At 38.7% G+C, this 20,605-nt stretch carries 16 protein-coding genes; 13 read left to right on the top strand and 3 right to left on the bottom strand.

What is annotated here, in order from left to right:
* Positions 1–44: 44 nt before the first annotated feature.
* The 3 genes from IGK27_RS09880 to IGK27_RS09870 form a co-directional block, all read right to left on the bottom strand.
* Positions 45–737, bottom strand: a complete 693-nt coding sequence (locus IGK27_RS09880) for a type 1 glutamine amidotransferase (protein ID WP_033626572.1) — start codon at positions 735–737, stop codon at positions 45–47.
* On the bottom strand, positions 727–2,079 hold the full coding sequence (locus tag IGK27_RS09875) for a Mur ligase family protein (RefSeq protein WP_002362254.1): 1,353 nt from the start codon (positions 2,077–2,079) through the stop codon (positions 727–729). Before IGK27_RS09875 ends, IGK27_RS09880 begins: the two co-directional genes overlap by 11 nt.
* A 205-nt stretch (positions 2,080–2,284) precedes the next feature.
* On the bottom strand, positions 2,285–2,923 hold the full coding sequence (locus IGK27_RS09870) for a helix-turn-helix transcriptional regulator (RefSeq protein ID WP_002381503.1): 639 nt from the start codon (positions 2,921–2,923) through the stop codon (positions 2,285–2,287).
* Positions 2,924–3,325: 402 nt separating this feature from the next.
* Between IGK27_RS09870 and ssnA the strand changes: the two genes are divergently transcribed.
* The 13 genes from ssnA to mocA all read left to right on the top strand — a co-directional run bounded on the left by ssnA (position 3,326) and on the right by mocA (position 20,603).
* Entirely contained in the window at positions 3,326–4,660 is a 1,335-nt protein-coding gene (ssnA, locus tag IGK27_RS09865) for a putative aminohydrolase SsnA (protein ID WP_002374249.1), read from the top strand.
* A gap of 30 nt (positions 4,661–4,690) precedes the next feature.
* Entirely contained in the window at positions 4,691–7,696 is a 3,006-nt protein-coding gene (gene ygfK / locus IGK27_RS09860) for a putative selenate reductase subunit YgfK (RefSeq protein WP_033626573.1), read from the top strand.
* Between the two features lie 29 nt (positions 7,697–7,725).
* A complete protein-coding gene (gene hydA / locus IGK27_RS09855) occupies positions 7,726–9,099 on the top strand; it encodes a dihydropyrimidinase (RefSeq protein WP_075320297.1) in 1,374 nt (457 codons plus the stop codon).
* A gap of 23 nt (positions 9,100–9,122) precedes the next feature.
* On the top strand, positions 9,123–10,316 hold the full coding sequence (gene dpaL / locus IGK27_RS09850; protein WP_002356589.1) for a diaminopropionate ammonia-lyase: 1,194 nt from the start codon (positions 9,123–9,125) through the stop codon (positions 10,314–10,316).
* Entirely contained in the window at positions 10,307–11,632 is a 1,326-nt protein-coding gene (locus IGK27_RS09845; protein WP_002362247.1) for a YgeY family selenium metabolism-linked hydrolase, read from the top strand. Before dpaL ends, IGK27_RS09845 begins: the two co-directional genes overlap by 10 nt.
* A gap of 38 nt (positions 11,633–11,670) precedes the next feature.
* Positions 11,671–12,864, top strand: coding sequence for a knotted carbamoyltransferase YgeW (ygeW, locus tag IGK27_RS09840; RefSeq protein WP_002359643.1), 1,194 nt, complete (start codon positions 11,671–11,673; stop codon positions 12,862–12,864).
* Positions 12,865–13,104: 240 nt separating this feature from the next.
* Positions 13,105–14,049, top strand: a complete 945-nt coding sequence (arcC, locus tag IGK27_RS09835; RefSeq protein WP_002362589.1) for a carbamate kinase — start codon at positions 13,105–13,107, stop codon at positions 14,047–14,049.
* A 14-nt stretch (positions 14,050–14,063) separates the two neighbouring features.
* On the top strand, positions 14,064–14,444 hold the full coding sequence (locus tag IGK27_RS09830) for a RidA family protein (RefSeq protein ID WP_002356593.1): 381 nt from the start codon (positions 14,064–14,066) through the stop codon (positions 14,442–14,444).
* Positions 14,445–14,537: 93 nt separating this feature from the next.
* Positions 14,538–15,857, top strand: a complete 1,320-nt coding sequence (locus IGK27_RS09825) for a nucleobase:cation symporter-2 family protein (RefSeq protein ID WP_002356594.1) — start codon at positions 14,538–14,540, stop codon at positions 15,855–15,857.
* A 93-nt stretch (positions 15,858–15,950) separates the two neighbouring features.
* Positions 15,951–16,310, top strand: coding sequence for a winged helix-turn-helix domain-containing protein (locus tag IGK27_RS09820; protein ID WP_033626683.1), 360 nt, complete (start codon positions 15,951–15,953; stop codon positions 16,308–16,310).
* Positions 16,307–17,314, top strand: coding sequence for an XdhC family protein (locus IGK27_RS09815; protein WP_033626684.1), 1,008 nt, complete (start codon positions 16,307–16,309; stop codon positions 17,312–17,314). The genes IGK27_RS09820 and IGK27_RS09815 overlap by 4 nt, the downstream gene beginning before the upstream one ends.
* Before the next feature lie 120 nt (positions 17,315–17,434).
* Positions 17,435–20,008 carry a selenium-dependent xanthine dehydrogenase gene (gene xdh, locus IGK27_RS09810; RefSeq protein WP_002405135.1) on the top strand — a complete coding sequence of 858 codons (2,574 nt, stop codon included), beginning with the start codon at positions 17,435–17,437 and terminating at the stop codon, positions 20,006–20,008.
* 13 nt (positions 20,009–20,021) lie between these two features.
* The gene (mocA, locus tag IGK27_RS09805) at positions 20,022–20,603 is read left to right on the top strand and encodes a molybdenum cofactor cytidylyltransferase (RefSeq protein WP_016626739.1); all 582 of its coding nucleotides are present in this window, start codon (positions 20,022–20,024) and stop codon (positions 20,601–20,603) included.
* The last annotated feature ends 2 nt before the right edge of the window (positions 20,604–20,605 follow it).

The raw sequence follows: 20,605 nt of genomic DNA, 5'->3' as shown, positions 1-20,605 counted from the left end.
ATGAAAAAGAATCTAGTCCTATATGTAGGAACTAGATTCTTCTTTTATTTATAAAGCGTTTCAGGAATAGCGATCGGTTCACCATATTTTTTCTCTAAAGCGGTCCGAATTAACCGAATCCCTAGATTTTTGTTGCGTGCTAAGATTGGACCGTGGAAGTAGGAGCCAAACACATTTTTATAGACAACGCCTTCGCCATTATCTTGACCGTTATTGCCTTTGCCTTGTTTGACTGTTCCTAAAGGTCGTTCACCTTCGCCTAAAAAAGTCATGCCGTTATGATTCTCAAAACCATAATACGTTTCATCGAATTCTTCATTATAAATTTCGATATCACCAATGAAACGATTGTTGTCTTGGCTCAAAGTGTAATGATCTAATGCACCGATTCCTTTAATTTTTTCGCCTTGTGCGCCGACATAGTAATGTCCTAGAAGTTGATAACCACCACAGATAGCTAACAAGACACCGTCATTTTCAATATAAGAAGTCAAAGCGTCTTTTTTATTCTGAATGTCTTCTGAGATGATCAATTGCTCGAAGTCTTGACCGCCACCAACAAAGACTAAATCATATTTTTCGGGATCAAACGGTTCGTAGATACTGATAATTTCTGATCGGAAGGTAACGCCCATTTTTTCGGTTAAATATTTAAGCATCAATAAATTTCCGTTATCTCCGTAAGTATTTAATAAGTTGCCATATAAATGACAAACGACTAATTCTTTAGACACCATTCATTCCCCCTTGAATATACCCTTGGGCTGTTAATGATTTTCTTAATTGCAAAACAGCAGTATAGGTTGCCAAAATATAGACATGATCTGTCGGCAACGTTTTAATTTCTGAAATTACTTGTTCTAAATCAGGAATTTCTAGTAATTTTTCTTCAGGAATACCCGCAACTTTTAAACGCAAGGCCATATCTTCATGGCGATCACCGCCAGCAATTACTTTTGGAATGTCCATATCAGCAAAGGCTTCATGATTACCATCCCAAATCCAACTGACATCAATTCCATCTGCATAATTAGCATTTAATAATGAAACCAGCGAGAAAGAGTAAGGGGCTAAGCCCATCATATCAATGACCTGATTTAAACCAACGGGATTTTTTACTAAAACTAACGTACATTCTTTATCGCCAACTTTAATGGTTTCTTGACGCCCAAAAACTTTTTCATCATAAGCTAAGCCTGCTCGGATTTTATCTGGTGCCACCTGATAATATTCTGCTACCGCTGTGGCCGCTAGCGCATTATAAACATTATACATCCCACCAACAGCAATGCCGTATTCTTCGCCATCAATCACAAAATCAGCAGATGTGTTATCCATCCGGACCATTTCCGTTAACTGCACATCCAATTCAGGGCGTTTGAAGCCACAATTTGGGCAATAGTAATCACCTAAATTAGCATACGTAATCATTTTATAATGAAGAATATGATTACATTTTGGACATAAAACCCCATCTGTATTGTAATGAGCCAATTGCTCTTTCGGTGGTAAATGATTAAATCCATAGTATTTGCGAGGATTTACAGTTTCTTTTGAATTAAAAATTGGCGAATCACCATTGCACAAAATAGTTGCTTCAGGAGCAGCAGCGGCGCCTTCCATAATTAAGCGATACGTCGTATAAATTTCACCATAGCGATCCATTTGGTCGCGGAAAATATTCGTAAAAACAAATAATTTTGGTTGAATATATTTAGTGACACGGCTTAAACTTGCTTCATCAATTTCTAACACCGCAAATTTCTTTTGTCCTTTTTTCGCCTTGGCATTTAAAAAAGTAGAGACAATTCCTTGCTCCATGTTAGCACCCGTTGGATTTGTTAATACCTCATCAAATTCTTGGCGTAAAATGTTAACAGTTAAAGCAGTTGTCAATGTTTTGCCGTTCGTTCCAGTGACTACGACAATTTCATAGTCTTTTGCCAATGTATCTAAAATTTTAGGATCGATTTTTAGGGCTAATTTCCCTGGGTAGCTACTGCCGCCTTTAAAAAATGTTTGTAAAACCCATTGCGAAGTTTTTCCTGCAGCAATTGCTAAATGACTTCGAATCCCCATTTGTTGTCCCCCAATTTCTATATCTTTAATTTTTCGTTATTTTAAATTAAACTCAATCTATCATACCATAACTAAAATAAAAAATTAATTCCTTTTACTTTTTCTTACTATTATTTAAAAAGTCTTTTAGAAAAAGTAGAATAGTGAAGGAAAAAAGAGAATAGACGACTTGTCTTAACAACAAATCGTCCATCGATTTCCATTTTTATTTCGCATCAATATAACTGTATAGCGTATATTTAGAAATATTGAAGAAGTTAGAAACTTTGTCTCCAGATTTAGTGACTAAGAAGGCGCCTTTATTGTTTAAAAATTGAATACACTTGATTTTATCGTCCTTCGTCATTAATGGGACCGGCTTGCCAACTAATTTGACTGATTCGTGAATTAAATCGTCTAACAACTCATTAACATCCTGAGGAATGTAATCAGGGTCTTTATCTTCTTCAGGTTCTGCAGTGGAAATCAAAGATTTTAAGTTTGACTCTGCAGCAATCAATGTAGTGATGTCGTAGTTAATAGCAAAAATACCATCGAGTTGACCATTCTCATCTTTAAAATACATTGTACTAGATTTTAAAATACGACCATCATGGGTGCGGGTCAGATAGTTAATATGATCATTCAACTCACTAGGGTCTTTTTTTAAGGCTTCTAAGACTACTTGAGAAGGTCCATCGCCCAGATGACGAGAAGAGACATGACCATTTTCGATGGAAACAATAGAGTTGTTAATATTGTCTTCATTGATTTGGTGGATAACGACTTCGCAGTTTTCCCCAAATTGACCAGCTAAACCTTTAGCAATTTGTGTTAAAAAAGTAAGTTTTTCGTCGGATAACATAAATAAGCTCCTTTCTAATGTGCCTGGCACAAACAGTTTTTATAAGATTGTGTCAAATTTAACATAATATTTTTAAATGGAATAGGCAGGGCTAAATCCTTTAATGTCGCGTACTACCTGTTCTGAAAAATAATGATAGCATGATAAAAATAATAATACAAGATAACGGCTGTTAAAATTCTAAAAAATATTTTTTAGGTAGCATTGTTTTTTTTAAGGTAAGGTGATATACTTTAATCAAGTTAATGAGTTCGTTAGTAAAAAAATGCAAGCGCTTCAAATACTTTTCGTAGAAATATAGATTAGAAAAGATAGACAAGCTATATTCGTGAATGATTGAGCGATTGATTTGTAAGCGTTTGCTAAATGTGGGGAATAGGTTGGAAAATAGGAGGAGAATACATGTTATTAATTGGAAATGGGCGTTTAATCACTCGGGATGCGCAGAATCATTTTTTTGAAAATGGGTGTGTGGCGATTGATGGTCAAGTTGTGAAACAAGTCGGAACAACAGAAGATTTAAAGCAAGCTTATCCAGAAGCGACATTTATTGATGCTAAAGGTGGAGTGATTATGCCAGGCTTTATTAACATGCACAATCATATTTATAGTACCTTTGCACGTGGGTTAAGTTTAACGAATTATCATCCTAAAAATTTCATGGATATTTTGGTAGATCAATGGTGGCGAATTGATCGTGCCTTGACATTAGAAGACACTTATCAAAGTGGTAAGGTTGCTTATTTAGATAGTATTCGCAACGGCGTTACAACTGTCTTTGATCATCATGCTAGTTACGGAGAAATTACAGGGAGTTTAACCCAATTATCTAATGCAGCGGACGAGTTAGGGATTCGGACCTGCCTTTGTTATGAAGTTTCTGATCGCGATGGTGAGCAGAAAATGCGGGAAGCAGTTCAAGAAAATGCCGCCTTTATTAAAGCCAGTTCCTTAAGAAATGATGATATGCAAAAAGCGATGATGGGGATGCATGCAGCATTTACTTTATCAGATGCTTCTTTAGAATTATGTGCAGCCAATACGCCAGATGGGATTGGTTATCATATTCATATTGCAGAGGATTTAGCCGATGTTCATGATTCTTTGAAAAAATATGGGAAGCCGATTGTGAACCGATTATTTGATTTAGGGATTTTAGGAAAACAGACAATGGCAGGCCACTGCATCCATATTGGACCTCATGAGATGGAATTACTAAGAGATACAGACACAATGGTGGTCACGAATCCAGAGTCGAATATGGGGAATGCGGTCGGTTGCCCACCTGCGATGCGCATGTTTAATGAGTATGGTATTTTGATGGGTCTTGGCACAGATGGTTATACGAATGATGTGACGGAATCCTATAAGGTAGGAAATGTTATCCACAAACATCATTTAGCTGATCCAAATGCGGCTTGGGCAGAAATTCCCACAATGCTGTTTGATAATAATCCGCAAATGGCTAATCGCTATTTTAAAACAAAGCTAGGCGTTTTAGAACCTAATGCAGCAGCAGACGTCATTATTGTTGATTATCATGGCCCGACACCAATGACAAAAGAGAATTATAACATGCACATTTTATTCGGCATGAATGGTGGGATGGTCACTGACACGGTGATTAATGGAGAAATTCGGATGCGTAATCGTGAAGTTCAAGGAATTGATGAAGAGAAAGTTTGGCATGATGCGCAAACGCAAGCACAATCTTTCTGGAAACGAGTAAATCAATAGCTTTCATTATAAATAAAAGGAGTGACGTTAATGAGTGATATTATGCATCCCATCTCAATTGAGGCTTTATTAAATTGGATTTTTAGTGAGTATCAACAAGATGGCACAATTTTTGGCATTCGTAAATTTTATCATGCGGATCCTACAAAAACGATTTCGTTATTTGGAGAAAAAATGGAAACCCCTTGTGGTCCAGCAGCAGGTCCTCATACACAATTAGCACAAAATATTATTGCGGCCTATTTAACAGGTTCTCGTTTTTTTGAAGTTAAGACAGTCCAGATACTGGATGGAGAAGATTTACCAGTGAGTAAACCATGTATCGCAGCAGCGGATGAATGTTACAACGTTGAGTGGTCCACAGAACTGCGTGTTCCCCAAGCTTATGATGAATACGTCAAAGCATGGTTCGTTTTGAAGTTACTGAGTAAAGAGTTCGAGCTAGGTGACCCGAATGGTTTCATTTTTAACATGAGTGTTGGCTATGATTTGGCAGGGATTCAATCGCCAAAAATTGATCGTTATATTAACGAAATGCAGAACGCAGAAGGAACGCCGATTTGGGCGGAATGCCAAGCAGCTGCCAAAAAATATCTATCTTATTTTAAAAAAGTAGATGACTTATATATCGAAGCAATTAGTCCTAAAGTCTGTCATTCTATTACGCTGTCGACTTTACACGGCTGTCCATCAGATGAAATTGAACGAATTGCGGCCTATTTATTAAGTGAAAAAGGGCTCCATTCCTTTATTAAATGTAATCCAACCATGTTAGGTTATGAATATGCGCGTCAAACGATGGATGAGCTAGGGTTTGATTATATGGTTTTTGACGATCACCATTTTAAAGAAGATTTACAATTTGAAGAAGCAGTACCGATGTTACAACGTCTGCAATTATTAGCCAATAGTAAAAATCTAAGCTTCGGAGTTAAAATTACGAACACTTTCCCGGTAACGATTGCAGCAAATGAATTACCTGGTGATGAAATGTACATGTCAGGACGTTCGCTATTTCCTCTTAGTATTTCATTGGCACAAAAATTATCAGAAGCATTTGATGGGAAACTACAAATTTCTTATTCTGGCGGTGCAGATATTTTCAATAGTAAAGAAATATTTGATGCTGGTATTTGGCCAATCACTATGGCAACGACGCTGTTGAAACCTGGTGGCTATCAACGAATGAATCAAGTTGCTAATGTATTGGGCACAGCAGAATATCCTCAGATGGTTCATGTCAACTTGGATAAATTAGCCCAAGTTGTTGAGAAAGCTAAAACACAAGCACGTTACCAAAAATCAATTAAATTACCAGAAAGTACCAAACTAAGAAAAACAGTTCCGTTAACAGATTGTTATATTGCTCCTTGTCGAAGTGACGGTGGTTGTCCAATCAATCAGGATATTCCTGCTTACCTTCGTTATGTCAGTGAAGGTAATTATTTAAAGGCCTTGCAAGTAATTGTCGATAAAAATCCATTGCCTTTTATTACTGGAACCATTTGTGCACATCCTTGTATGACTAAATGTACACGTCAATTTTATGAAGAATCTATTCATATTCGGGAAGTGAAGTTAGAAGCAGCTGAACATGCTTATGATGAATTATTGACGACACTAGAAAAGCCACAGCCAAAAGAAAATGCACCTAAAACAGCTGTTGTGGGTGGAGGTCCTGCAGGGATCTCTGCTGGGTATTTATTAGCACGTGAAGGCATGCCTGTTACTGTGTTTGAAAAATCCAAGACAATTGGGGGCGTTTGTAGCCAGATTGTACCAGAATTTCGAATTTCTATGGAATCTGTTCAAAAAGACGTTCAGTTAGCGGAATTTATGGGAGCTGAATTCCTTACAGGACAAGAGGCGCCATCATTGGCGGAATTGAAAAACCAAGGCTATACGAATGTTATTTATGCCATTGGTGCATGGAAACATGGGGTCCTTCGTTTAGAATCTGGTCGGGCATTGAACTCGTTAGAATTTTTAAAAGCAAACCGAGAAAATCCAACGATTAATCCTTACGGAGAACAGATTGTCGTCGTTGGTGGCGGAAATACAGCTATGGACTGTGCTCGTGCAGCCACAACATTACCTGGTGTTAAAAAAGTCTCAGTGGTTTATCGTCGGAATAAACGCAATATGCCAGCAGATGAAGAAGAACTTTATTTAGCCTTAGAAGATGGCGTTGACTTTTTAGAATTACTTTCGCCAATTAAACATGAAAATCAACAATTAACTTGTGAAAAAATGGTCCTAGGTGAACGAGATGCTTCTGGACGCCGTCGTCCAATTGGTACAGGAGAAATAATTGATATTCCTGCTGATACAGTGATTGCCGCTGTTGGTGAAAAAGTAGATACAGAATTTTACCAAGCATTAGGCATTCACACAGACAACTATGGGAAAGTCGTTTCAAATCAAGAAACATTGGAAACAAATATACCAGGCGTCTATGTCATTGGTGACGCTAATTTAGGACCAGCCACAATTGTTGAAGCAATCGCTGATGCAACCAAAGCGGCCAATAATATTTGTCTTGTCCACAATCATCACTATGAAAAAGATAATTTAAATAGTGATGTCGCATTTGTTAGAAACAAACGGGGTATCCTTGTGACAGACGAAATGTCTTGTAGTCAAGCTAGTCGTTGCTTAGAATGCTCCACAATTTGTGAATCTTGTATGGATGTCTGTCCAAACCGAGCAAATATTGTTGTGTACGTCGAAGGAAAACCACAAATTGTTCATGTTGATCGGATGTGTAACGAATGTGGCAACTGTGAAACATTTTGCCCTTATGCAAGTGCCCCTTACAAAGACAAATTTACCTTATTTAACAGTGAAGCTGATTTTTATGACAGTACTAATTCAGGTTTCTATGTTCAAAATCCTGTGGATAAAATTTGTTTACTGCGTTTATGGGGAACGGTGTCAACAATTCAATTAACGGATCAAGGATTAGATGTACCAGAAGATTTAATCGCATTAATGGTAACTATGATTGAAGAATATGCTTATTGTATGCAAGCATAAAAGGAAATTTACGACTGGGGGATAAATAAATGTCTATTCTGCTCAAAGGTGGAACCGTCGTATCTGCATATAATCGTCGTCAATTGGATATTCGAATTGACGGCGAGCAAATTGTAGAGATGGGGGCAAATTTACCAGTAGAAAATTCTCAGATTGAGGATGTTACGGGGTGTTATGTATTACCAGGCTTTATTGATGCGCATACGCATCTGGAATTAAATAATGGCAAAGGTTCGTTAAGTACGGCGGATAACTTTACCACTGGAAGCCAAGCGGCGGTGGCCAAAGGTACGACTACGGTTATTGATATGGCTACACCTAATAAAGGCGGCTCATTGAAAGACTGTTTAGCTACTTGGAATCAATTGGCTGAAGGCAAGAGTTCATGTGATTATACTTACCATATGTCCATGATTGAATGGAAACCAACGATAGCTGCTGAAATTCAGGAAATGATTGCTGCAGGTATTACTTCCTTCAAAATGTATATGGCTTATGATAATTTGCGGACCACAGATGCGGAAATTTTTGAAGCGATGAAGGAAATAAAAAAAGTTAATGGAATGTTAGGCGTTCATTGTGAAAATGGTGATTTAGTAGATGAATTAATCCAATCATATGTTTCTCAAGGAAAGCTAACCCCGCACTATCATCCGTTATCAAGACCGGCGGCTGTTGAAGCAGAAGCGGTAGCAAGATATTTGATGATAGCGGAAATGGCTGATTTGTCGGTTAACATTGTGCATTTAAGCACAAAACGATCATTAGAAGCGGTGGAACGGGCTCGTCAAAGAGGACAATCAGTTTATGTAGAAACTTGCCCTCAATATCTTTTACTAGATGATCACTTGTACGATGCGACTAATTTTGAAGCAGCAAAATATGTCTGCTCACCGCCACTACGCAAACGAGAGGATCAACAGGCTTTGTGGCAAGGGATTAAAGAGGGGGCAATCAATACAATATCGACAGATCACTGCAGCTTTAATTTTCACGGACAAAAAACAGTTGGCAAAGATGATTTTAGTAAAATTCCCAATGGGATGCCAGGTGTTGAAACGAGACCAGAATTAATTTACACGGAAGGTGTGGCGAAGGGCCGAATCACCTTGGAAAAAATGGTTGCTTTGCTTTCTGAAAATATTGCTAAACAATTCTCGATGTATCCACAAAAAGGTGTGGTGCAAGAAGGCAGTGATGCCGATTTAGTTGTTTGGGATCCTAGAACAACCGGCGTGATTGCTGCGAGAACGCAGTTACAAAATGTCGACTATACGCCGTATGAAGGATTTGAAACACAAGGACAGGCTCGAATGGTTTATTTAAGAGGTCAAAAAGTTGCTGAAGCTGGGCAAGTCATCTTGGCAAATCAAGGAAAATTTGTTTTTCGTAAAGCAACTTAAAAATAGAAGGAGGAGAAGTATTTTTGGAAAAAATTAAATGGACAGCAAATGAAATGCCGAAGACGGAGGATAAGTACTTACCTCTGATGTCTAAAGAAAAAATTGAGAAAGCTTTGGCTTTTCACAAAAGTTTTCCACAGTATTCAGAAACACCATTAGCAGAATTGAATCATATGGCCGCTTATCTGGGGTTAAATGATTTCTTTGTTAAAGATGAATCTTATCGCTTTGGTTTAAATGCTTTTAAAGTCTTAGGTGGTTCGTTTGCCATGGCTAACTATATTGCCGAAAAATTAAAGAAAGATGTTTCGGAACTAACATATGATGAATTAACTTCTGATCAATTACGATCAGCTTTTGGACAAGCTACGTTTTTTACAGCAACTGATGGTAACCATGGACGAGGAGTCGCTTGGGCTGCGAATAAATTAGGCCAAAAATCAGTTGTACTCATGCCGAAGGGTTCAACACAGACGAGAAAAGAAAATATTGAAAAAGAAGGCGCAACCGTCACAATTGAAGAAGTTAATTACGATGAATGTGTACGAATGGCTAATAAAATGGCCGAAGAAACTGAAAACGGTGTCATGGTTCAAGACACCGCTTGGGACGGATATGAAAAAATTCCGACTTGGATTATGCAAGGATACGGAACGATGGCGTTAGAAGCCTCTCAACAATTAAGAAAGTTTGGCTCTGAACGACCTAGTCATGTTTTTGTTCAAGCTGGTGTCGGCAGTTTAGCTGGGGCGGTGATTGGTTATTTTGCTAATGCTTTTCCAGAAAACCCACCGATTATGGTCGTAGTTGAGGCACAGGCGGCTGACTGTTTATATCAATCAGCAATTAAAAAAGACGGAGAAATTCGCTTTGTCGATGGTGATTTACAGACAATTATGGCTGGCTTAGCATGTGGAGAACCTAATACGATTTCTTTTGATATTCTAAAAAATCATACATCCTTCTTTGTTTCAGCACCAGATTGGGTTTCTGAAAAGGGAATGCGTATGTTGGGCGCGCCATTAAAAGGGGATCCGCAAGTTGTATCAGGCGAATCTGGGGCAGTAGCAATGGGCTTAGTAGCTACAGTGATGCAAGATCCCGACTATCAAGAATTACGTGAGGCATTGCAACTGGATGAGACGTCAAACGTTTTAATGTTTTCTACCGAAGGGGACACTGATCCAGACAATTATAAAAAAATTTTATGGAGGTAAAAGGAATGGATTTTAATGCAGTAAATGCAGCAGCAGAAGGTTACAGAGAAGATATGGTCAAATTTTTAAGAGACCTTGTCAAAATTCCAGGAGAAAGTGCAGAAGAAGGCAACAAAATTGCGCGAGCAAAAGCCGAAATGGAAAAATTAGGTTTCGATAAAATTGACATTGATCCTCAAGGAAATTTACTTGGTTATATGGGGTCTGGTGAAAAATTAATTGCTTTTGATGGGCACATGGATACTGTCGGAATTGGTGAAATGAGTAACTGGAAATTTGATCCTTACGATGGCTATGAAACAGAAACTGAGATCGGTGGTCGCGGTACGTCTGACCAAGAGGGCGGGATTGTTTCGGCTATTTATGGCGCTAAAATCATGAAAGATTTAGGTCTATTATCAGAAAAATACACTGCTTTAGTAACAGTTACTGTCCAAGAAGAAGACTGTGACGGCTTATGCTGGCAGTACATTATCAAAGAAGACGGTATCCGTCCAGAATTTGTTGTTTCAACAGAGCCAACAGATGGGGGGATTTATCGTGGTCAACGAGGCCGAATGGAAATTAAAGTTGATGTCAAAGGCGTTTCGTGTCATGGCTCAGCACCAGAACGTGGAGATAATGCCATTTACAAAATGGCGGATATCTTACAAGATGTTCGTGCCTTAAACAACAATGGAGATACAGAAAGCACAGCGATTCGTGGTTTAGTTCGTATGTTAGATCCTAAGTACAATCCAGAGTGGCAAGAAGCCCGTTTCTTAGGTCGTGGTACGGTGACTGTTTCGCAAATTTTCCATTCTTCACCAAGTCGGTGTGCTGTTGCGGATGGCTGTACCGTTTCACTAGACCGTCGAATGACTGCTGGAGAAACTTGGGAAAGTTGTTTGGAAGAAATTCGCAATTTACCAGCTGTTAAAAAATATGGAGATGATGTGACGGTTTCAATGTACAACTATGATCGTCCTTCTTATACTGATTTAACTTATGAAATTGAATGTTATTTCCCAACATGGGTAATTCCAGAAAATCATGATGTAACAAAAGCCTTGATGGAAACGCATAAAAATCTCTATGGAGAAACACGGAAAGGCTCTGTAGAAACAGTGGAAATGCGTGAAGAGCGCCCATTGTTAGATAAGTGGACCTTCTCAACAAATGGCGTTTCAATTATGGGACGTAATGGCATTCCTTGTATTGGTTTCGGGCCAGGGGCGGAAGCACAAGCACATGCACCAAATGAAAAAACTTGGAAAGATGATTTGGTTCGTTGTGCAGCCGTTTATGCGGCATTACCAACGGTCTATTGTGGTTAAGTAAAGGATTATTAGACAAGAAAAAAGGAGCAGATGGAATGGAAACGTTTAAAGAATATATTGAGAAATTAGATAAATTAGAATTTGAAAAAATGTACGAAAATGACTTTTTCCTAACTTGGGAAAAAACAAGAGATGAATTAGAAGCTGTTTTCACAGTTGCCGATACATTACGCTATTTAAGAGAAAATAATATTTCAACTAAAATCTTTGATAGTGGCTTGGGGATTTCTTTATTCCGAGACAACTCTACAAGAACACGTTTTAGTTTCGCTTCAGCGTGTAATCTTTTGGGCTTAGAAGTTCAAGATTTAGACGAAGGAAAAAGTCAAATTTCTCACGGAGAAACTGTTCGTGAGACAGCAAACATGATTTCTTTTATGGCTGATATCATTGGTATTCGTGATGACATGTACATTGGTAAAGGCAATGCTTACATGCACGAAGTATCAGAATCTGTCCAAGAAGGATATAAAGATGGGGTATTAGAACAACGCCCAACGTTAGTGAATTTACAATGTGATATTGACCATCCGACGCAAGCAATGGCGGATGCGTTGCATTTAATTCATGAATTTGGTGGCATTGAAAACCTGAAAGGGAAAAAAGTTGCCATGACTTGGGCGTATTCACCATCTTATGGAAAACCATTATCTGTTCCTCAAGGAATTGTTGGTCTAATGACCCGTTTAGGAATGGATGTCGTCTTAGCACATCCAGAAGGTTATGAAATTATGCCAGAAGTAGAAGAAGTTGCGAAGAAAAATGCGGCAGAATTTGGTGGAAACTTTACTAAAACGAATAGTATGGCAGAAGCATTCAAAGATGCGGATGTTGTTTATCCGAAAAGCTGGGCACCTTTTGCGGCAATGGAAAAGCGAACTGAATTATATGGCAATGGTGACCAAGCAGGAATTGATCAATTAGAACAAGAATTACTTTCTCAAAATAAAAAGCACAAAGATTGGGAATGTACAGAAGAATTGATGAAAACAACGAAAGACGGCAAAGCTTTGTATATGCATTGTCTACCAGCTGATATTACTGGTGTAAGTTGTGAAGAAGGTGAAGTGGAAGCTTCTGTTTTCGATCGTTATCGGGTCGAACTTTACAAAGAAGCTAGCTACAAACCGTATGTTATTGCGGCTATGATTTTCTTAAGTAAAGTAAAAAATCCGCAAAAAACCTTAACAGACTTAGCGGATAAAGCGACACCAAGAGAAGTAAAATAATGAATTTGGCATGAAGACAGATGCTTTTTCTTTACACAATGAATCATTAGAAGTTGCCTCTTCAACATGAACAAATAAGACCTTCCCAAGTCTATTCATGAATGTGTGATTGTCTCGAGTCAAGAACGCTTAGTCATGTGCGTTGACTTCATGCAACGACAACAGACAGTTAATACGAAAACTCGTTGTGAAAAAGAAAAAGCATCGTCCTTTTTATAAAACAGAAAATGAGGTGAAGCAATGGGCAAACGCGTCGTAGTAGCTTTAGGTGGCAATGCTTTAGGAAATAATTTGACGGAGCAGATGACTGCCGTAAAACAGACCTCCAAAGCGATTGCAGATTTGATTGAAGCAGGATATGAAGTTATTTTATCTCATGGCAATGGTCCTCAAGTGGGGATGATTCAATTAGCTATGGAAGAATTTTCCTTTAATAATCCACAATATCCAGTTGTTCCGTTATCCATGTGCGTAGCCATGAGTCAAAGTTACATTGGCTATGATTTAGAGAATGCGCTACAAGAAGAGTTGCGTCAGCGAAATATAAGTAAAGCCGTCACCACCATAGTCACTCAAGTGGTCGTGGATGAAAATGATCCGGCGTTCAAAAAACCAACGAAACCAATTGGCCGCTTCATGACAAAAGAAGAAGCAGAACAATTAGTCAAAGAAAAAAATATACAAGTGATGGAAGATGCTGGCCGTGGTTATCGCCAAGTCGTCGCTTCTCCTAAACCAAAAAATATTGTCGAACTTCTCACGATTCAAACATTGGTTGATGCTGGCCAAACAGTCATTGCTGGCGGCGGTGGTGGCATCCCAGTCATTCAAGAAGGGAACCGACTAAAAGGTGTCAATGCAGTCATCGACAAAGATTTTTGTAGTGAACGACTGGCTGAACAAGTGGATGCTGATCTGCTCGTGATTTTAACAGCAGTTGAAAAAGTTTGTATTAATTTTGGTAAAGAAAATCAAGAAGCCTTAGGGAATGTTTCAACAGAAAAAATGAAACAATATGCGCAAGAAGGTCAGTTTGCTCCAGGTTCAATGTTACCAAAAGTTGAAGCAGCGATTAAGTTTGCTGAATCTAAGCCAGGTCGAAAAACATTGATTACGTTATTAGAAAAAGCCAAAGAAGGATTATCTGGAAAAACAGGGACTTTAATTGAAAATAAAGAATCATAGAATGGAGGAAAACGATGACAAACAAAATGATTAATTCTGCACAGGCACCAGCTGCTGTAGGGCCTTATTCACATTCTGTCTTAGCGGGAAATACGTTGTACATTTCTGGACAACTAGGATTAGATCCGCAATCGGGTGAAATGAAGGCTACAGTGGAAGAACAAGCAAAACAAGCTTTTATCAATTTAGGTTCGATTTTAAAAGAGGTCGAGATGACCTATGATAATGTTGTGAAAACAACGGTGTTTTTACAACATATGTCTGATTTTAGCAAAATTAACGAAATCTATGGGAATTACTTTTCAGAAGTTTTGCCTGCACGTTCTTGTGTAGAAGTAGCCAAGTTGCCAAAAGATGGTTTATTTGAAATTGAAGCAGTTGCTGTCAAAGGATAATTTTTAAGATGTTTCTGAGGGAAAAAGGATTGCATTCTTTATTGATTAAGGGGAACAATCCTTTTAGAATAAAAAGAAGAAGGAAACGATCCTATGAATGAAAAAAAAGAGCAAGCATTATTTGAATATGATGCGAAACTATCAATTTCTGAAGCAATTCCGATGGGATTGCAACACGTTGTCGCAGCAGTAGTAGGGATTGTCACACCGGGAATTATGATTGCCAAAGTTTGCCAATTAAGTCCTAGTGATACGACTATTTTGATTCAAACATCATTGATTTTTTCAGCAGTTGCAACGTTAATTCAACTTTTCCCTATTTTTGGAAAAGTGGGTTCACGGTTACCAGTTATGATGGGGGCAAGTTTTGCGTATGTACCGATTTTGATGGCCATCGGAGCTGATTTTGGAATTGCAGCAATTTTTGGTTCCCAATTAGTTGGCAGTATTCTTGTTATTATTGTTGGTTTGTTCATTAAAAAAATCCGTGTGTTGTTTCCGCCTTTAGTAACAGGAACGGTTATTTTAAGTATTGGCCTATCCCTGTTTCCTGTTGCGATTAAGTATATGGCAGGAGGAGCTGGTAGTGCTGATTTTGGTTCAGCCCGGAATTGGTTAGTTGCATTATTAACCTTTGCGATTGTCTTTTACTTCAATTATTTTGCAAAAGGATTTTTGAAGTTATCAGCAATTTTAAACGGAATGGTTATTGGCTATTTGATTTCTTTAGCTTTAGGGATGGTTAGTTTTGAGCCAGTTCAAAATGCTAAAATCGTTCAGGTAATTACCCCGTTTCACTTTGGACTGGATTTTCAATTGGTACCAATCTTTACGCTTGTGGTGATGTTTATTGTTGATGCTGTTCAAGCCATCGGTCAATTTACAGCAACAACGGTTGGGGCAATGGATCGGGATGCAACGGATGAAGAATTATCTGGCGGAATTATGGGGAGTGGTTTCACTAACTTTATTGGCAGTTTATTTGGATCAATCCCAGTGGCAACTTTTGGGCAAAATGTTGGTCTGGTTACGGTAACAAAAGTGATTAATAAATATGTTCTGGTTTTCGCTTCAGTTATATTATTAATTGCTGGTTTTGTTCCGAAAGTAGCTGCGTTATTAACTACGATTCCTTACGCGGTAATTGGTGGTGCAACGATTTCAGTTTTTGCTTCTATTTCTATGACAGGTATTCGGATGATTGCTTCGCAGGAAATGACTCCTCGAAATACTGGGGTTGTCGGAACAGCTCTAGCATTTGGAATTGGTGTCACATTGTCTACTGGAAGCTTAGCTGGTTTTCCAACTTGGGTAACAACGATTTTCGGTAATTCGGAAGTTATCTTAACCACTTTGGTAGCAGTCCTTTTAAATGTCATTTTAAAACCAAAAAAGCGCGTAGCACTTGAGTGAAGATTGCTTTTTTTGATACGAAAGTGAGTAAGCTTTCGTATCCTTTTTCCCTTACGTTATCTATAAAAAAATGAACGAATAAAGGAGGAGAAGATGTTTACGTATTCCCTAAACTTAAAATTAAAAACAGATCGGAACTTTTTTGGTCCTGGCGTTGTCGAAGTTTTACAAAAAATTCAGCAAACTGGTTCACTAAACTTAGCGGCAAAAGAGATGAAAATGTCTTATAATAAGGCATGGCGGATTGTGCGGGTAGCTGAAGAAGAGCTATCTTTTCCATTAATTATCAAAAGTGTTGGTGGTTGTAATGGTGGCGGGTCAATTGTTACGGACCAAGGAAAAGAATTGATTGATCAATATCTTTTATTTGAGAAAAAAGTGTATCAACAGGTAGACGCATGCTTTGAAGAAATCTTTAAAGAACAGGATGTAGTATCGGAGGAACTGAAATGAGAGAAGTATTTCAGCGTTTGAAACAGGCAATATTGGAAAAGCAAGACACGATGTTATTAACGATTGGTACAAGTTCAGGATCCACACCACGAAGTCAAGGGGCTAGAATGCTGGTTTCCGCCGAAGGTAGAATAGCCGGAACTGTTGGTGGTGGCGCGGTTGAATTTCAGGCTGAACAAGTGGCAAAAAAGCTACTTATTGAGAAAGAAAATGCACAACGTCAATTTATTTTAGCACCGAATAATATTGCTGATTTAGGCATGGTCTGTGGCGGAAGTGTCACGATTTTTTTCCATTATCTTTCATGGGAAACGCCATTTTTAAAAGAGTTGTGTGAGTCCATAGAAACGCATTTTCAAAATAATCAACAAGGTTGGTTAATGACTGAACTAGATCAAAACAATTTAGGAAAAGTATCCTTTTATAGTGAAACAGGTGAATTGATTGGTTCCACTTCTTGGGAGGGGGAATTAAGTTTGCTACCTAAAGGTATCCATTGTGTACAAAAAGAGGAAACAACTTTTTTAACAGAAGCGATCCTCCAAGTAGGGAAAGTGTATATTTTTGGAAGTGGTCATGTCGCACGCGCATTGGTACCTATTTTAAACTATTTATCGTTTTATTGCGTTGTAGTGGACGATCGTCCAGAATTTTTGACGGCACAAGCTTTTCCACAAGCTGAGGAACTACGAGTTATTCCTTTAGAAAATTTAGCTGCGTTTATTGAAATAACGGCGGACGATTATGGTATAGTAATTACCAGAGGACACAATTTTGATTTCATCGTTGCCAAACAGTTATTGGAAACACCAGCCAAATATATTGGTGTGATGGGGAGCAAACACAAAATTGCTTCACAAGTTCGACGGTTAAAAGAGGTCGGTTATACAATGACTGAAATTGAAAGAATTTTCATGCCAATTGGCTTAGATATTGCAGCCGAAACACCAGAAGAGTTAGCGATTAGCATTGCGGGAGAATTAATTCAACAGCGCTATCAATAATGAGGATCTTTAAATTAAATAAAAAACTTTTTTTGCTAAAAAATAATTTTTAGAACGAAGATTTGTGGTATAATCTAGGTGATTGAACACTAAACTATATCAGAAATCGAGGTGCAAGAAATGTATTCAATTATTGTAAATGGTCAAAGTGAAACCTGTGAAACAAACAAAAAATTAATGGACTTTTTGCGGGAGGATCTGGGCCTAACTGGAACAAAAGATGGCTGTAACCAAGGCTCTTGCGGTGCATGTACGGTGTTAGTAAATGGAAAGGCTTCCAAAGCATGTTTGTTTACTCTAGAAAAATTAGCTGGTAAAGAAGTCACGACAATCGAAGGTTTAAGCCAACGGCAAAAAGATGTCTATGCCTATGCGTTCGCAAAAACGGGTGCAGTTCAGTGCGGGTATTGCATCCCTGGGATGGTTATTTCGGCACAAGGATTATTGAACAAGAAACCCGAACCCACAAAAGAAGACATTCAGAAAGCTATACGAGGAAACATTTGTCGTTGTACAGGATATGTGAAAATAATAGAAGCCATTCAGTTAGCTGCTAAAATGTTTTGTGAAGAAACGAGCATTCCAGAAGAACATTCAAATGGTAAATTAGGGGAAGACTTCCAACGGGTCGATGCAGTGGAGAAAACCTTAGGAACAGGGATTTATGTAGATGACATTGACATAGAAGGAATGCTTCATGCATCTGCTTTGCGGAGTGCCTATCCTCGCGCAAAAGTTCTATCAATCGATAGTACCCAAGCATTGGCGCATCCTGACTGTGTGGCTGTGTTCACAGCTAAAGACGTTCCAGGAAATAATAAAATTGGTCATTTAGAATTTATTTCCGATTGGGATGTAATGATTCCAGAAGGTGAAATAACACGGTATGTTGGGGATGCAGTGGCACTCGTTGTTTCAAAAAGAAAAGAAACCTTACCAGAGATAAAAAATTTAGTGGAAGTTGATTACGAAGAAATGATACCGCTTACTTCTTGTGAAGCTGCTTTAGCAGAAGGTGCACCAGCTATTCATGAAAAGGGCAATATCTTGTCTCATGAACACTTGGTACGTGGCAATGCAGAGGAAGTATTAGCAAATTCTGCGTTTGTAGTGACAGAACATTATTCCGTACCAATTAACGAACATGCCTTTATGGAACCCGAGTGTGCGATTGCACAGCCTGAAGGTGAGGGCATTTTACTCTTTAGTGCGGGTCAAAGTATCTATGATGAACAACGGGAAGTGGCTCGGATGTTAGGACTGGACAAGGAAAAAATTCATGTTCAATCAAAACTTGTTGGTGGCGGTTTTGGTGGGAAAGAAGATATGAGTGTTCAGCATCATGCATCCTTAGCCGCTTGGTTATTGAAGAAACCAGTAAAAGTACTGCTAAGCCGTGAAGAAAGTTTGATGGTTCATCCTAAACGCCATGGCATGGAAATGGACTTTACGACCGGCTGTGATGAAGAAGGCAATTTAACTGCAATGAAAGCAGTGATTTATGCGGATACTGGGGCCTATGCTTCTTTAGGAGGACCGGTATTGCAACGGGCTTGTACACATGCGGCAGGTCCCTACAAGTATCAAACGATTGATGTGGAAGGGTTTGCTGTATATACTAATAATCCGCCAGCAGGTGCATTTCGTGGATTTGGTGTTTGCCAAACGGCTTTTGCAATTGAAAGTAATTTAAACTTGTTAGCAGAAAAAGTCGGACTATCACCATGGGAAATACGCTTTAAAAATGCCGTCGCCCCAGGAGATACTTTACCGAATGGACAATTGGTCTCGAAAAATGCGGCGTTAAAAGAAGCCTTGTTAGCGGTTAAAGACGTCTATGAACAAGCGGAAGTTGCTGGAATTTCTAGTTTCTTTAAAAATAGTGGCGTGGGTGTGGGGCTACCTGATACAGGGCGTTGTATTATTTCTGTTGAAGAAGGAAAAATACATGTCCGCACAAGTGCTGCTTGTATCGGTCAAGGGATGGCAACCGTTACGACGCAAATTGCCTGTGAAACATTAAATTTACCACCAGAAATGATTGTTGCGGAAGCACCTGATACGAGAAGAACGCCGAATTCAGGAACAACAACGGCTTCGAGGCAGTCACTCTTCACAGGAGAAGCTACTAGAAGAGCGGCAATGCAATTACGGTATGAGCTTGATATGGGACGTGCTTTAAGTGATTTGGAAGGCGAAGAATTTTATGGGGAATATTCAGCGAAAACGGATCCATTAATCAATGATAAAAAAAGTCCAGTTAGTCATGCTGGTTATGGTTATGCTGCTGAAGTAGCTATTCTAGATGACAAAGGAAAAGTAGCTAAATTTGTGGCTGCGTATGATATGGGGCAAGTGGTGAATCCACGAGCTGCTGAAGGTCAAATTGAAGGTGGGATTGCGATGGGCATGGGGTATGCTTTAACTGAAAAATTTGCCTTAGAAGAAGGCTATGTTAAAGCAAAATATGCAACGCTAGGATTAGTGAATGCCACTCAAGTACCACCAATCGAAACAATTTTGGTTCATGCTGACAATCTTCACGAAGGTTTAGCTTATGGAATTAAAGGCGTAGGTGAGTTAGCAACGATCCCTACCGCACCAGCTTTAGCAGGCGCATATTTTGCCTTGGATGGTCAGCTCCGACCAAGTCTGCCTTTAGAAAATACCCCTTATCAAAAGAAAAAAAGATAAAAGGAGACAACTCATGTCACTCGTTAGTGTCATTATTCTAGCATCGGGCAATTCGCAACGGATGGGCCAAAATAAATTGTTCTTAAAATATCAAGGAAAAACATTTTTAGAGCACACGTTAACCTTAGTGAATCAATTAGACGTATTAGAACGGATTTTAGTTGTTTCGCCTGAGAATCAGCCAGCGTTTGCTTTACCTAATAACATTCAGGTGATTCTCAATCATCAATGGCAAGAAGGGCAAAGTAGCAGTATTCGTTTAGGAACCGAACAAGCTCGGGGAGCTGGCTATTTATACTTACCTAGTGATCAACCATTGTTAACACCTAAAATGCTACAACCCGTGTTAGATAAATGTCAGAGAAATAAAATTGTAGTGCCATTACAAAAAGATGGTTGTCCTAGTAGTCCAGTATTATTCGGTAATCAATTTCGACAAGAACTATTAACATTGACTGGTGAAACAGGCGGACGCATGATTTATGAACGCTTTCCAGAAGCAGTTCAGATGTTGAAAATAGCGACTCCTGGCCGTTTAAAAGATATCGACACGCCAGAAGAGTACCAAAAATTAATTCAAGAAACCAATAGTTAGAG

Origin of the sequence: Enterococcus sp. DIV0236 (assembly GCF_050558525.1) — a bacterium.
GTDB classification, from domain to species: domain Bacteria; phylum Bacillota; class Bacilli; order Lactobacillales; family Enterococcaceae; genus Enterococcus; species Enterococcus faecalis.
Note: the sequence above shows the minus strand (reverse complement) of the source record. Positions and strands in the feature narration are given on the sequence as shown.